Origin of the sequence: Limnobacter sp. SAORIC-580 (assembly GCF_013004065.1) — a bacterium.
GTDB lineage: Bacteria > Pseudomonadota > Gammaproteobacteria > Burkholderiales > Burkholderiaceae_B > Limnobacter > Limnobacter profundi.
The window spans coordinates 2,026,749-2,039,419 of sequence record NZ_CP053084.1 but is presented as its reverse complement, the minus strand read 5'-3'; the positions used below and the strand labels follow the sequence as shown (position 1 = coordinate 2,039,419).

The 12,671-nt window shown below is 52.1% G+C and carries 13 protein-coding genes and 1 other RNA gene; 6 read left to right on the top strand and 8 right to left on the bottom strand.

All coding sequences use genetic code 11. From position 1 onward, the window contains the following. Positions 1–5: 5 nt before the first annotated feature. The 6 genes from HKT17_RS09435 to HKT17_RS09410 all read right to left on the bottom strand — a co-directional run bounded on the left by HKT17_RS09435 (position 6) and on the right by HKT17_RS09410 (position 3,077). The gene (locus tag HKT17_RS09435; RefSeq protein ID WP_105029389.1) at positions 6–818 is read right to left on the bottom strand and encodes a sulfite exporter TauE/SafE family protein; all 813 of its coding nucleotides are present in this window, start codon (positions 816–818) and stop codon (positions 6–8) included. Positions 819–899: 81 nt separating this feature from the next. Continuing rightward, a non-coding RNA gene (ssrS, locus tag HKT17_RS09430) (6S RNA) lies at positions 900–1,080 on the bottom strand. Positions 1,081–1,091: 11 nt separating this feature from the next. Beyond that, positions 1,092–1,427: a cell division protein ZapA gene (locus HKT17_RS09425; RefSeq protein ID WP_105029388.1), complete on the bottom strand. Its 336-nt coding sequence runs from the start codon at positions 1,425–1,427 to the stop codon at positions 1,092–1,094. After that, on the bottom strand, positions 1,428–1,655 hold the full coding sequence (locus HKT17_RS09420) for a hypothetical protein (protein WP_105029387.1): 228 nt from the start codon (positions 1,653–1,655) through the stop codon (positions 1,428–1,430). Positions 1,656–1,760: 105 nt separating this feature from the next. Continuing rightward, the gene (gene dapB, locus HKT17_RS09415; protein WP_171099609.1) at positions 1,761–2,579 is read right to left on the bottom strand and encodes a 4-hydroxy-tetrahydrodipicolinate reductase; all 819 of its coding nucleotides are present in this window, start codon (positions 2,577–2,579) and stop codon (positions 1,761–1,763) included. 6 nt (positions 2,580–2,585) lie between these two features. Beyond that, positions 2,586–3,077, bottom strand: coding sequence for an outer membrane protein assembly factor BamE (locus HKT17_RS09410; RefSeq protein ID WP_171099607.1), 492 nt, complete (start codon positions 3,075–3,077; stop codon positions 2,586–2,588). A 122-nt stretch (positions 3,078–3,199) separates the two neighbouring features. Here HKT17_RS09410 and fur point away from each other — a divergent pair, with 122 nt between their 5' ends. After that, complete coding sequence (fur, locus tag HKT17_RS09405) at positions 3,200–3,628, top strand: ferric iron uptake transcriptional regulator (protein ID WP_105029386.1); 429 nt, start codon at positions 3,200–3,202, stop codon at positions 3,626–3,628. 33 nt (positions 3,629–3,661) lie between these two features. On the opposite strand, the gene recN is transcribed toward fur, so the two are convergent. Together recN and HKT17_RS09395 are read right to left on the bottom strand one after the other, a co-directional pair. After that, positions 3,662–5,317 (bottom strand): DNA repair protein RecN, encoded by a 1,656-nt coding sequence (gene recN / locus HKT17_RS09400; protein ID WP_171099604.1) that lies wholly within the window; start codon positions 5,315–5,317, stop codon positions 3,662–3,664. Beyond that, positions 5,307–6,260, bottom strand: a complete 954-nt coding sequence (locus HKT17_RS09395; protein ID WP_171099602.1) for an NAD(+)/NADH kinase — start codon at positions 6,258–6,260, stop codon at positions 5,307–5,309. Before HKT17_RS09395 ends, recN begins: the two co-directional genes overlap by 11 nt. A 91-nt stretch (positions 6,261–6,351) precedes the next feature. Here HKT17_RS09395 and hrcA point away from each other — a divergent pair, with 91 nt between their 5' ends. The 5 genes from hrcA (at position 6,352) to dnaJ (ending at position 12,621) form a co-directional block, all read left to right on the top strand. Further along, positions 6,352–7,368 (top strand): heat-inducible transcriptional repressor HrcA, encoded by a 1,017-nt coding sequence (gene hrcA, locus HKT17_RS09390; RefSeq protein WP_168427070.1) that lies wholly within the window; start codon positions 6,352–6,354, stop codon positions 7,366–7,368. A 65-nt stretch (positions 7,369–7,433) separates the two neighbouring features. After that, entirely contained in the window at positions 7,434–8,540 is a 1,107-nt protein-coding gene (hemH, locus tag HKT17_RS09385; protein WP_171099600.1) for a ferrochelatase, read from the top strand. A gap of 143 nt (positions 8,541–8,683) precedes the next feature. Continuing rightward, positions 8,684–9,283: a nucleotide exchange factor GrpE gene (gene grpE, locus HKT17_RS09380; RefSeq protein ID WP_105029381.1), complete on the top strand. Its 600-nt coding sequence runs from the start codon at positions 8,684–8,686 to the stop codon at positions 9,281–9,283. Positions 9,284–9,395: 112 nt separating this feature from the next. Further along, positions 9,396–11,348, top strand: a complete 1,953-nt coding sequence (gene dnaK / locus HKT17_RS09375; RefSeq protein ID WP_171099597.1) for a molecular chaperone DnaK — start codon at positions 9,396–9,398, stop codon at positions 11,346–11,348. A 145-nt stretch (positions 11,349–11,493) separates the two neighbouring features. Then, positions 11,494–12,621, top strand: a complete 1,128-nt coding sequence (gene dnaJ / locus HKT17_RS09370) for a molecular chaperone DnaJ (protein WP_105029379.1) — start codon at positions 11,494–11,496, stop codon at positions 12,619–12,621. Positions 12,622–12,671 lie beyond the last annotated feature (50 nt).

The following is a 12,671-nucleotide window of genomic DNA, read 5'->3' as shown; positions in this document are numbered from 1 at the left end:
TTGAATTAAAAGCCGGTAACTGCCTTGTAAATCATGGACATGGCAATGAAAGCCAGCAGCAGTGCAAAAATGCGCTTGATCTTTTTGACAGGCAGGGTGTGCGCCAGTTTTGCACCATAAGGGGCAAATAGCACGCTCATCGCTGCCACGCAGGCCACAGCGGGCAAATAAACATAGCCCAGTGACCCGGCTGGCATGCCTTGCAAATGTTGCCCGTTGATTACGTAAGCGGCACTTGAAAACACGGCAATCGGGAAACCCAAGGCAGCGGATGTTGCCACAGCATTGCGCAGGTTGATGTTGCTCCACACCATAAAGGGCACCGACAGAAACCCACCCCCGGCGCCTACAATTGCCGAGGCTGCCCCAATTACGCCACCCACAGCCGCAAGACCTGCTTTCCCCGGCAAAGTGCGGCTTGGTTTGGGTTTCTTGTCGGCATACATTTGGTAAGCGGAAAAAATAACAAAAGCACCGAATACGAATGCCAGTTCTTTGGTGGGCAAATAAGACACCACTTTTGATCCAATAAACCCACCGATGAGAATACCTGGGGTGAGGAACTTCACGATGTCCCATCGCACCGCGCCAGCCTTGTGGTGAGCACGCATGCTCGAAATACTGGTAAACATGATGATGGCCAGTGAGGTGGCAATGGAGGAGTGCACCACATGTTCGACGGGAACGCCCTGGCTAACCATCAGGAAAGTGAGAAAGGGCACCAGCAGCATGCCGCCACCAATGCCCAACAAGCCAGCCAACACGCCGCTGACTACACCCAAAACAAGCAGTGAAACTATAAAAACCGGATCGAACATGGTGATTAAATTTTTTTTGGTTTGAATCTGGACAGGATAAAAAAAGAGGCGACTGAACGTAGGTTCAATCGCCCCGGTGTGGGGGTCTCTGCCGATGCCATACTGGCCCGATCCCTGAACCTAAGGTTCAAGTGGGTCGCAGTGTTAGGGTCTTTAGGTTTCCCTGACAAAGAGGGAATCACACCAACCCTGAAAAGTCCGCAACCGGGATCACAGATATTGGTTCACGGAATACTGACCAATACAGACACGGCAGAGATAAAACAAAATTCTTTATTCGAACAAATCGGCATTCTTGGGCTTGCCAGCAGCCGCATTGTTCAGGCTGCCATCAACCATTTGTTCGATAGCCTCGATTTTACGCTCAATCGTCTCAATGTCCAGTCCTAAAACAGGGTTGGAAGGGTTACTACCAACGAGCGATTCATGCGCGATTTGTAAGGCCGCCATGACTGCGATTTTATCAAGCCCCACCACCTTGCCGGTGTTGCGGATGCTGGACATTTTTGTTTCTACAATATTGACAGCTTGCTGCAAGGCTGCACGTTCTTCGGGCTTGCAGGCAATGCGGAATTCCCGGCCCATGATTTTCACGTCAAGTGCTTCCAATTATTCCTCCGAGTTCAATTCAAGTTCAGGGAACCATTGATTCAGCATTTGGTTGATTTGACCTTGTGCATGATTCACTTTTTTGTGAAGCAATTCATTTTCCCGGCGCAGGGCTTCAATTTGTTCCCTGGCGGACTTGTTGTCCAGGCGGCTTTGATCAAGGGCTTTGGCCAGGCTGGACACTTTGACTTGAAGTTCGTCGAGTTTCGCAAGCAGTGATTGCGTCATTGGCTGGCTCCATCTTCGGGTAATAATTCCCGAGGGTTGCTGTTGTTGGTATTTTAACTAGACTATACAGTTGCTTACGGCAATCTACTACAGTTTCGCTTTAGGTTAAAACAAAGTTTTCAAGCCCAACACGTCTTGCATGTCAAACAAACCTTTTTCATGACCAATCAAAAACTGGGCTGCCCGAATTGAGCCTTGTGCATAAGTCATGCGGCTTGAAGATTTGTGCGTAATTTCAATACGCTCGCCAATGCCGGCAAATAGTACAGTGTGGTCGCCCACAATATCGCCACCACGAATGGTCGAGAAGCCGATGGTGCCAGCCTTGCGCTCGCCGGTAATGCCTTCCCGGGCGAAAACGCCTACGTCTTGAAGATCAACCCCCAGGCCCTTGGCAAGCACTTCGCCCATGCGCAAGGCAGTGCCCGAAGGGGCATCTACTTTTTTGCTGTGGTGGGCTTCAATCACTTCGATGTCGTAGCCTTGTGACAAAATTTTTGCAGCCACTTCCAGCAGTTTGAATGTGGCGTTCACGCCAACAGCCATGTTGGGAGACCACACCATGGCCACTTTCTTGGATGCTTTTTTCAGCGCTTCCAGTTGTTTCGGTTCGAACCCTGTGGTGCCAATCACGGCCTTCACGGCGTGTTTCTCGCACAAGGCCAGGTGGTGCAAAGTGCCCTCGGGGCGGGTGAAGTCGATTAAAACATCGGCATTGGCCAAGGCGCTGTCTGTGTTGTCAGTAACCAGCACTCCCGATGAAATACCCATGAAGTCGCCAGCATCGCGACCAATGCTGGGTGAACCAGTTTGATCAAAAGCGCCTGCGAGTTCGCAGCCGGGGTGGTTCAGAATGGCTTCTATCAATGTTTTGCCCATGCGCCCACTGGCGCCGGCAATTGCAATTTGAATTGGCTTGGTCATGGCTATTTATTTAAGTACGGGTGCGCGTTCTGTGCCGCCCACCGCAGATTCAGAATCCTTGATGTCATCGGCCGGTTTTTCTGAGGGCAAGGGTTCTGTTGGCACTTTGGTTGTGCTGTCTGGGCCCAACAAATCGGTTGGGCTGACAGGCAGGTTTTCACCCCCATGGCGGGCCACGCGTTCATTCTCGAAAATCACGGTGTAACGCGACTGTGTGGTTTGCCCATCAGCGCGCAACAAACGGTAAACGTAGTCCCAGCGGTTGGCGTGGAAGGCGTCATTCAACAAGGGTGTGCCCAGAATAAAGCGCACCTGCTCTTTGGTCATGCCCACTTGCAGCTTGGCCACGTCTTGCTGGGTAATGAAGTTACCCTGCTGAATATCAAACTTGTAGGGTTTGACGAAAGAGGGGACGTAGTTGTCCGGAATGATTGAACACGCGGAAACCCCTAGGGCCATGGCCGAGCAAAGAATCAAATTCAGTCGTAAAATACGCATTGTTTTGTGAATTCGCATGTGAAGTGGGAACAGAGTACCTTATTCGGTGCGCTAACATATCCTGCAAAGGCGTTATCATAAGCTACTTGAACTCGATTAAGCCTCAGAATGGTACCAAACTCATGACTACAGCAACGGATCTCAAAAGCATTGGTTTAAAGGCAACGCTGCCACGAATGAAAATTCTGGAATTGTTCCAGAGCGGGCAGCATCGTCACCTGAGTGCTGAAGACGTTTACAAATTGCTGCTGCAAGAAGACCTGGATATTGGTCTGGCCACCGTTTACCGGGTTTTAACGCAGTTTGAACAGGCAGGTTTACTGGCTCGCCAGCATTTTGAGACGGGCAAGTCGGTGTTTGAGCTGAATGAAGGCGCTCACCACGACCATTTGGTGTGCGTGCAGTGCGGCAAAGTTGTAGAGTTTTTTGACGAAGAAATTGAGCGTCGCCAAAAGATGATTGCCAAAGACCGCGGGTTTGAACTTCACGATCATGCACTTTCCCTTTACGGTTCATGTACCAAGAAAGATTGTGAGAACAGGCGCAAATAATCAGGTCTTGGTAAAGCACACCCGCCAGTGAAGTTAACCGTTGGCCGAGGCAATCATTTCATGCGCCGCAGTGCGCGTGGCCTCGGTGATCACTTGTCCGCCCAGCATTCTTGCGATTTCTTCCACCCGGGCTTTGGCCTCAAGTTGCACAATCTTTGAGCGCGTGGTTTGCGCTGAAATGTCTTTGCTGACCTGAAAATGGTTGTGGCCCTGTGCGGCCACCTGAGGCAGGTGGGTTACGCAAAGCACTTGTTTGTTCGAGGCCAACAGGCGAAGGTAACGCCCTACGGTTTCTGCAACGGCGCCACCAATGCCGCTGTCCACCTCATCGAAGATCAGGGTGGGTACAGGTGTACTTTCAACGGTATTCACCGTAATCGCCAGGCTGATACGCGCAAGTTCGCCACCTGAGGCCACTTTCTGAATGGCTTGGGGTGTAACGCCCGGGTGCCCGGCCACGCGGAATTCAATGTTGTCGCTGCCTTTGGCAGAGGGCTCACCTTTGGCCACATCAACTACGAAAACGCCACCTTGCATGCTGAGTGTTTGCATGGATTCAGTCACGCGTTTTGACAAAGCCAGAGCAGCTTTTTTGCGCGCTGTACTAAGCAGATCGGCTTGTGTTTCATAAGCTTGCCGCGCGGCAGTCAGTTCCTTCTGCAGCTTTTCTACATCGAAACCTTCCTCAAGCCCCTTGATTTCGGCTTGTACGCTTTCCATTTCCGTGTGAAGGGTTTCCGGCTGAATGCGCAGTTTGCGGGCGGTTTCATGCCAAAGCGACATGCGTGCTTCCACTTCAGCCAGTGTGTCTGGGTCCAGGTCGCTGTGTTTCAGGTAATTGCCCAAATCGTAGCTGGCTTCCCGAATCAATATTTCGCCTTCAGACAGTGTTTTGACCACGCCTTCCAGAGCCGGGTCGCGGGTGCTTAAGTGGCTAAGCTTTTCGATGACTTGGGTAAGTTGATCGAGCAGGGCATTTTCATTTTGCGACAGCACATCGCTTGCGTGTTGCGTGCCCTCGATCAATTCGGCGCCATGGCTCAACCGATCAAAGTCACTGCTGAGTGTTTCCCATTCGCCGGCCTTCGGTGCCACTTTGCTCAGTGAGTCCAGTTTCCATTGCAAATTTTCAAGGCGCGCTGCTCGGTCTTCCTGGCTGCTTTGGGCCTGTTTCAGGGTTTTTTCCGCAGTTTTCAATCGGGAATAAGTTTGGGTAGTGGCCTGGACCAGGTCGCCGTGTTGGCCGAAGTCGTCCAGCAAGCGCAGTTGTTCCCCAGGCTTTGCAAGCGTTTGAAACGCGTGTTGCCCGTGAATGTCGATCAAGGTTTCAGACAATTCTTTCAGCGTGCTGGCAGGCACCGGCGTCCCGTTGATGTAGGCCTTTGACCTGCCATTCGATTCAATGGCCCGGCGAAGGTGCATTTCGCCCTCGCTACAGTCGATGGATTGTTCATCGAGAATGGCTTTGGCCGCAGGGTTTAACTCGAATACCGCGGTGATATTGGCGCGTTCACAACCTTCCCGAACCTGCGAGGCGTCTGCGCGCGCACCGAGGCACAGCGACAGCGCATCAATCAAAATGGACTTGCCCGCGCCAGTTTCGCCGGACAACACCGACATGCCTGGGGCGAAATGCAAGTCGAGCTTGTCGACAATAACAAAATCTTGAATGGTCAAACTACTTAGCATGGCCGCTGTCTCTGAGTCCTCGAGTTTTGTGGGGGGCTTCTGTGGGGCTTGCACTCCAGTGCAGTTTTTGCCTCAGCATGGCGAAGTAATCATAGCGTTCCGGATGCAAAAGCTGGATTGGGTGTGGTGACACCTTGATCCGTATTTGGTCACCCACTTTGGCGCGGCCATTGAACTGCATGTCAAAGTGCACGCCGGTTTGCTTGCCGCCGGTGACATGAATATCGATGGTGCTGTGTTGGGGCAACGCAATTGGCCGGTTGGTAAGCGCATGCGGCGCTACCGGTACGATAAGCAAGCCGGCCAGACTTGGGTGCAAAATTGGGCCATCGGCCGACAAGGCATAGGCTGTGGAACCAGTTGGTGTCGAAATAATAAGGCCGTCTGCGCGCAGGTCGTACATAAACGTACCATCAACCTCTACGCGAAGTTCGACCATGCCGCCCACGATACCGCGGCTGATCACAATGTCATTTAAAGCAATGTGATTTTCCACCACTTTGCCTTGTCGCAAAATTTGACCTTCAAGGTAAGCCCGGTTTTCCGAGACCGATTGACCGTTGATGGTGTCGATCAGGGTGGGGTTGATGTCGTCGAGGCGAATGTCGGTGAGAAATCCCAGACGGCCCTGATTAATGCCGATCAAGGGAATGTTGCAGTCGGCCAATTCTCGGGCTGTGCCCAGAAAAGTGCCGTCGCCACCAATGATGACCGCAATTTTCGCCTTTTTCTTGATCAGGGCCAAATTGGCAAATTCGAAGTTGGCTTCATCACATTCAGGTTTTGATTTTCTGGAAGAACCGCTGTTCAACATGGAATCGCACACCAGCACTTGGAAGGCGTTGGCAGCCAGCAGGTCAACCACACTTCGCCAAATGGCCTGTTTTGGGGAGGCGCCATGTTTGGCAAACACAGCAATGCACATCCCTTTCTGTTTCGGCATTCTTGATTCCCTGTTTTTGTCGTAAAGTGAAGCCTTGGTTTTAATCCTAAGCCCAATCGTATCGCAACCCGCATTTGAAGTGACATTGATGATAGACGAACGCGCCCGTTCCATATTGAAAACATTGGTTGAAAGGTACATCACTGAGGGTAACCCGGTGGGTTCGAGGGCTTTGTCCAAGTATTCGACGCTCGATTTAAGCCCGGCCACTATTCGAAACGTGATGGCGGACCTTGAAGAACTGCGCCTGGTGGTATCGCCCCACACTTCGGCGGGTCGAGTGCCCACGCCTCAGGGGTACCGCATGTTTGTTGACTCCCTGCTTACCGTAAAACCTTTGGCAATCGATGTGCAATCCGCCCTAAGCGGAGGAATTCTGCGTGAGGACCCCAACCGTGTTTTAAACAAGGCGGTGAACCTGCTTTCCAGTTTGTCCTCTTTTGCCGGGGTGATTACAGCGCCGAAAAAGGCGGCTTTGTTTCGACACGTGGAATTTTTAAGTTTGTCGGATCGAAAGGTGTTGCTGATTATCGTGACGCCCGATGGTGATGTGCAAAACAGAATATTGATTGTCGAGAAGCCTTACACACAAAGTGAATTGACCATGGCGGCGAATTTCTTCAACCAGCATTTTGCAGGTTTGAGTTTTCAGCAGGCCAAACAAAGGTTGTCGGAGGAATTGCACCAAATCAGCCAGGACATCAGCAAGTTGATGCAAGCTGCCGTGAATGCGGGTACAGAATCTGAGGAAAGCCAGGCCGATGGTGTGTTGCTGTCGGGAGAGCGAAAGCTGCTGGATGTATCGGATTTGTCGACGGACATGGAGCGCCTGAAAAAGATGTTTGGCGTGTTTGAACAACGCACTGCGTTGTTGCGCCTGCTTGAAAGCTCCAACAGGGCCGAAGGTGTGCAAATTTTCATCGGTGGTGATTCCAGCTTGGTGCCCATGGAGGAGATGAGCGTGATCTCGGCGCCTTACCATGTGAACGGTGAGGTGGTTGGCACTTTGGGCGTGATTGGCCCCACACGCATGGCCTACGAGCGGTTGATTCCGATTGTGGACATCACATCGAAGCTGGTTTCTTCGGCTTTGTCGGATCCGGAGTAGGGTAAGCCACCCCGGCAGTCAGCTTTGGGTATACTTTCAGCCTTGATGTTCATTAGGTAGTATCCATGCGCACCGAAGCTCCATTTCGTCACGGCACGCCCCAGAAAACCGCGGTCTTACTCGTTAACCTTGGCACTCCAGACAATGCAGACACACCATCGCTTCGGCGTTATTTGAAGGAATTTTTGTCTGACCCACGTGTGGTTGAAATTCCCAAGCTGGTGTGGTGGATCATTTTGAACTGTATTATTTTGCAGATTCGCCCCAAAAAATCCGCAGCCAAATACGCCACGGTGTGGACTGACGAGGGCTCGCCTCTATTGGCCATTGGTAAAAGGCAGGTCAAGGTGCTTAGCGAGGCTTTCAAGGCCCGGCGCTGGGATGTTCGTGTTGATTTGGCGATGCGTTATGGCAACCCCTCGGTGGCCAGTCGAATGGATCAGCTTCGCAAAGATGGTTATGACCGTGTGCTGGTGTTCCCTCTGTATCCTCAATATGCGGCGGCTACTACTGCGTCGGTGTTTGATGCGGTGTTTGACTGGGCCAAGCCGGTGCGCAACATTCCCGAATTGCGTTTGGTGAAGCACTATCACGATCACCCGGCTTATATCCATGCCCTGGCTGAGAGCGTGCGCAAACACTGGCAAGTCAATGGGCGCCCGAATTTTGATCAGGGTGATGTGCTGTTGTTCAGTTTTCACGGTGTGCCTGAAATGACCTTGCTCAAGGGCGACCCTTACCATTGCGAGTGTTACAAAACTGCGCGCTTACTGGGCGAAGAACTGGGGCTTCAAAAGGGCAATTACAGGGTTACTTTCCAAAGCCGGTTCGGCAAAGCCAAATGGCTGGAACCATACACCGATAAAACCCTGGAAGCCTTAGGGCAAGCTGGTACCAAGCGTATTGATGTGATGTGCCCAGGTTTTATGGCCGATTGCCTTGAAACGCTGGAGGAAATTAATCAGGAAGGCCGGGAAGACTTTCAGCATGCGGGGGGAGGCGAGTTTCACTATATTCCTTGCCTGAATGACAGTGAACTGGCGGCAGCCATGCTGTCTGAAATTACTGCGCAGCACATGCAGGGCTGGCCAGTTGACATGGGTTACGAAGAATCCATGGCACAGGAACTTGCCGAGAGTCGAAAATTGGCGCTTGAAATGGGCGCGCAATAAGTTTCTGCCAACAATTCAGCGTAATTCTGCGTATTTTTACTTTGTGGGCTTGAATTTCGCGTTCAAGCCCTCATTTACCGCCAAGAGTAGGGGCGACCGGTAAAGGCCTGTCGCCTCTTTTGAATTTTAATGGAGGAAAAGACATGTCAGAACCCACTGGAAAGCCGGCCACGGACGAACAAACGTCTGCCCAGGCACCAGAAGGTCAGCAGCAAGGCGCGCAGACCCAAAATGAGACCGAACAGGCTGTTCAGCAAGAAGCGCCCCAAGACGAAATCTCTGTGCTGAAGGCGGCATTGGAAAATGCACACCATGAGGTAGAGAAATCCAAGGAGGTGTACTTGCGCCTGGCGGCTGACATGGAAAACCTTCGTCGTCGCACGCAAGAAGACGTGGCCAAGGCACACAAGTACGCCATTGAATCGTTTGCTGAATCCTTGGTGCCGGTTCGCGACAGTCTTGAAATGGCACTGGCGGTAGAAAACCAGACCCCGGAAGCATTGAAAGACGGCGTTGCTGCAACCCTTCGTCAGCTGGAAGCCGCATTTGAGCGTGGCAGGGTGATGGTGCTTAACCCCGTGGGCGAAAAGTTTAATCCCAACCAGCACCAGGCGGTGGCCATGGTGCCGGGAGACTCTGTTGAGCCCGCTGTTGCGCCCAACCATGTGGTGGCGGTGTTGCAAAAGGGTTATTTGATCAATGACCGTGTGTTGCGACCCGCTTTGGTCTCAGTTGCACAATAGGCGGCGCAATAAATTTTTGAAGCTGGGTTGAAAAACCCCTTGAACTGAAGGGCTTTAGCCCCATATCAGCTTTAACCGAATATTACTGAATTTAGAAATCACGGAGAAATTCATGGGAAAGATTATTGGCATTGACTTGGGTACCACCAATTCTTGTGTTGCGGTATTTGAAGGCGGTGGTTACAAAGTGATCGAAAACTCGGAAGGTGCGCGTACAACCCCTTCCATCATCGCCTACATGGAAGATGGCGAAATTCTGGTGGGTGCACCCGCCAAGCGCCAGGCTGTGACCAACCCCAAGAACACCTTGTACGCGGTAAAGCGTTTGATTGGCCGCAAGTTTGAAGACGCCGAAGTGCAGAAAGACATCGACATGATGCCATTCACCATCATGAAAGCTGACAACGGCGATGCATGGGTGGGTGTGCGTGACCAGAAGCTGGCACCACCTCAGGTTTCTGCCGAAGTGTTGCGCAAGATGAAAAAAACTGCGGAAGACTATCTGGGTGAAGAAGTAACCGAGGCCGTGATTACAGTGCCGGCTTATTTCAATGACAGCCAGCGCCAGGCGACGAAAGACGCTGGCCGTATTGCCGGCCTGGACGTAAAGCGCATCATTAACGAACCTACCGCAGCCGCTTTGGCTTTTGGCATGGACAAGGCCGAGAAGGGCGACCGCAAAATTGCAGTGTACGACTTGGGTGGTGGTACCTTCGACGTGTCGATCATTGAAATTGCCGACATCGACGGCGAGAAGCAGTTTGAAGTGCTCTCTACCAACGGTGACACTTTCCTGGGCGGTGAAGATTTTGACCAGCGCATTATTGACCACATCATCGACGAGTTCAAAAAGAACAATGGCGTTGATTTGTCGAAAGACCCAATCGCTTTGCAGCGTATCAAGGCTGCCGCCGAGCGTGCGAAAATTGAATTGTCTTCCTCGCAGCAAACTGAAATCAACGAGCCCTACATTGCGATGGCCAACGGCGCACCCGTGCACCTGACCACCAAGCTGAGCCGCTCCAAGCTGGAAGCGCTGGTTGAAGACCTGATTGCCCGCACAGTTGAGCCCATGAAAATGGCCTTGAAAGATGCAGGTGTGTCCACTTCACAAATTGACGACATTATTTTGGTCGGCGGTATGACCCGCATGCCCAAAGTACAGGAAGCGGTTAAAAACTTCTTTGGCAAAGAGCCTCGCAAAGACGTAAACCCCGATGAGGCCGTGGCTGCTGGTGCTGCAATTCAGGGTTCCGTATTGAGTGGTGATCGCAAAGACGTGTTGTTGCTGGACGTGTCACCGTTGTCTTTGGGTATTGAAACCATGGGCGGCGTGATGACCAAGATGATCGAGAAAAACACGACCATCCCGACCAAGTTCAGCCAAGTGTTTTCAACCGCGGATGACAACCAGCCTGCCGTAACGATCAAGGTGTTCCAAGGTGAGCGCCAGATGGCCAACGACAACAAGAGTTTGGGTGAATTTAACCTGGAAGGTATTCCACCCGCGCCACGTGGCGTGCCGCAGATTGAAGTGACCTTTGACATTGATGCCAACGGTATTTTGCATGTGTCTGCAAAAGACAAAGGCACCGGCAAAGAGAACAAGATTGTGATTAAGGCCAACTCTGGTTTGAGTGAAGATGAGATCCAGAAAATGGTGAAAGATGCCGAGGCCAATGCGGCCGATGACGCCAAGCGCCGTGAGTTGGCGGAGGCCAAGAACCAGGCAGATGCACTGGTGCATAGCACCCGCAAGTCGCTGGGCGAGTATGGCGACAAACTGGAAGCTGGTGAAAAAGAAAAGATTGAAGCGGCATGCAAGGCTTTGGAAGAAGCTGCCAAGGGCGAAGACAAAGACGCCATTGATGCACGCACCAAAGAATTGGCCGAGTCAGCCCAGAAATTGGGCGAGAAGATGTACGCAGACATGCAGGCCCAACAAGCTGCAGAAGGAGCCGCGGCAGGTGCAAACCCAGGTGGTGCTGAGCAGCAGGCCTCTTCCAAGAAAGACGATGCTGACGATGTAGTAGATGCAGACTTCAAGGAAGTGAAAGACAAGTAATGTTGGCAGCGAGGCGCCTTTGTGGGTGCCTCGCCAAAAACCAAGGGCACACTGGCTGGCTGCATATGTTGCGGTTTTTCAGTGAAGCCCTTTTTGTACGAATAAAAGCAGTGTTTCGCGAACGGCTGCATGAATTGAGACTGACATGGCAAAACGGGACTTCTACGAGATTTTGGGTGTACAAAAAAATGCCACGGACGATGAGCTGAAAAAAGCCTATCGAAAAATGGCCATGAAGTATCACCCCGACCGCAACCCAGACAGCAAGGATGCGGAGGCCAAGTTCAAGGAGGCCAAAGAAGCCTATGAGATGTTGACTGACCCCAAGAAACGTGCGGCCTATGACAGACACGGCCATGCGGGTGTGGACCCCAATATGGGTGGCGGCGGTGCAGGTGGCTTCTCGGATTTCTCAGATGCCTTCGGCGATATTTTTGGTGATATTTTTGGTGGCCGCGCAGGCGGTGGTGCTTCTCGCCAGTCGCAGATGTACCGTGGTTCAGACCTGAAATACAACATGGAAATTACGCTGGAGCAGGCGGCCAAGGGTTTTGATACCCAAATCCGCGTGCCGGTGTGGGACAACTGCGGTACTTGCTCTGGAAGTGGTGCCAAGCCGGGCACCAAGCCTGAAACCTGTTCTACCTGTGGTGGATCGGGTGCTGTGCGCATGACCCAGGGTTTTTTCAGCGTGCAGCAAACCTGCCCGAAGTGCCATGGCACCGGCAAGATGATTCCGCACCCATGCCACGACTGTGAAGGTTTGGGTCGCAAGAAGACCAATAAAACCCTGGAAGTGAAGGTGCCCGCCGGTATCGACGATGGCATGCGCATTCGCTTGAGTGGCAAGGGCGAGCCTGGTGTGAATGGTGGCCCCGCTGGTGATTTGTACGTGGAAGTACACCTGAAAGAGCATGCAGTTTTCCAGCGTGATGGTGATGACTTGCATTGCGAGATGCCGGTTTCATTTGCTGCTGCTGCGTTGGGCGGCACCATTGAGGTGCCCACTTTGGGAGGTAAAGCGTCATTTGATATTCCTGAAGGTACGCAAACAGGTAAAACATTCCGTTTGCGTGGCAAGGGCATCAAGGGTGTGCGTTCATCCTACCCGGGTGATTTGTTCTGCCACATTGTGGTGGAAACACCGGTGCGTTTGTCTGAGCGTCAAAAAGAACTGCTGAAAGAGTTTGAGCAGTCTTGTACAGCCGATGGTGACAAGCACTCACCAAGGGCTAAGGGCTGGATGGACAAGGTAAAGGACTTTTTCGGCTAAGCCAGCCGTTTGATTTGGCTTGCGGCTAGTGATCTTTGCGGTTTCGGTGC

What these genes read in the sequence shown, in the direction of transcription:
- HKT17_RS09435 (WP_105029389.1), bottom strand. Translation starts at nt 818, where the DNA reads ATGTTCGATCCGGTTTTTATAGTTTCACTGCTTGTTTTGGGTGTAGTC.
- HKT17_RS09420 (WP_105029387.1), bottom strand. Translation starts at nt 1,655, where the DNA reads ATGACGCAATCACTGCTTGCGAAACTCGACGAACTTCAAGTCAAAGTG.
- dapB (WP_171099609.1), bottom strand. Translation starts at nt 2,579, where the DNA reads ATGACCAAGCCAATTCAAATTGCAATTGCCGGCGCCAGTGGGCGCATG.
- HKT17_RS09410 (WP_171099607.1), bottom strand. Translation starts at nt 3,077, where the DNA reads ATGCGTATTTTACGACTGAATTTGATTCTTTGCTCGGCCATGGCCCTA.
- fur (WP_105029386.1), top strand. Translation starts at nt 3,200, where the DNA reads ATGACTACAGCAACGGATCTCAAAAGCATTGGTTTAAAGGCAACGCTG.
- recN (WP_171099604.1), bottom strand. Translation starts at nt 5,317, where the DNA reads ATGCTAAGTAGTTTGACCATTCAAGATTTTGTTATTGTCGACAAGCTC.
- HKT17_RS09395 (WP_171099602.1), bottom strand. Translation starts at nt 6,260, where the DNA reads ATGCCGAAACAGAAAGGGATGTGCATTGCTGTGTTTGCCAAACATGGC.
- hemH (WP_171099600.1), top strand. Translation starts at nt 7,434, where the DNA reads ATGCGCACCGAAGCTCCATTTCGTCACGGCACGCCCCAGAAAACCGCG.
- grpE (WP_105029381.1), top strand. Translation starts at nt 8,684, where the DNA reads ATGTCAGAACCCACTGGAAAGCCGGCCACGGACGAACAAACGTCTGCC.
- dnaK (WP_171099597.1), top strand. Translation starts at nt 9,396, where the DNA reads ATGGGAAAGATTATTGGCATTGACTTGGGTACCACCAATTCTTGTGTT.
- dnaJ (WP_105029379.1), top strand. Translation starts at nt 11,494, where the DNA reads ATGGCAAAACGGGACTTCTACGAGATTTTGGGTGTACAAAAAAATGCC.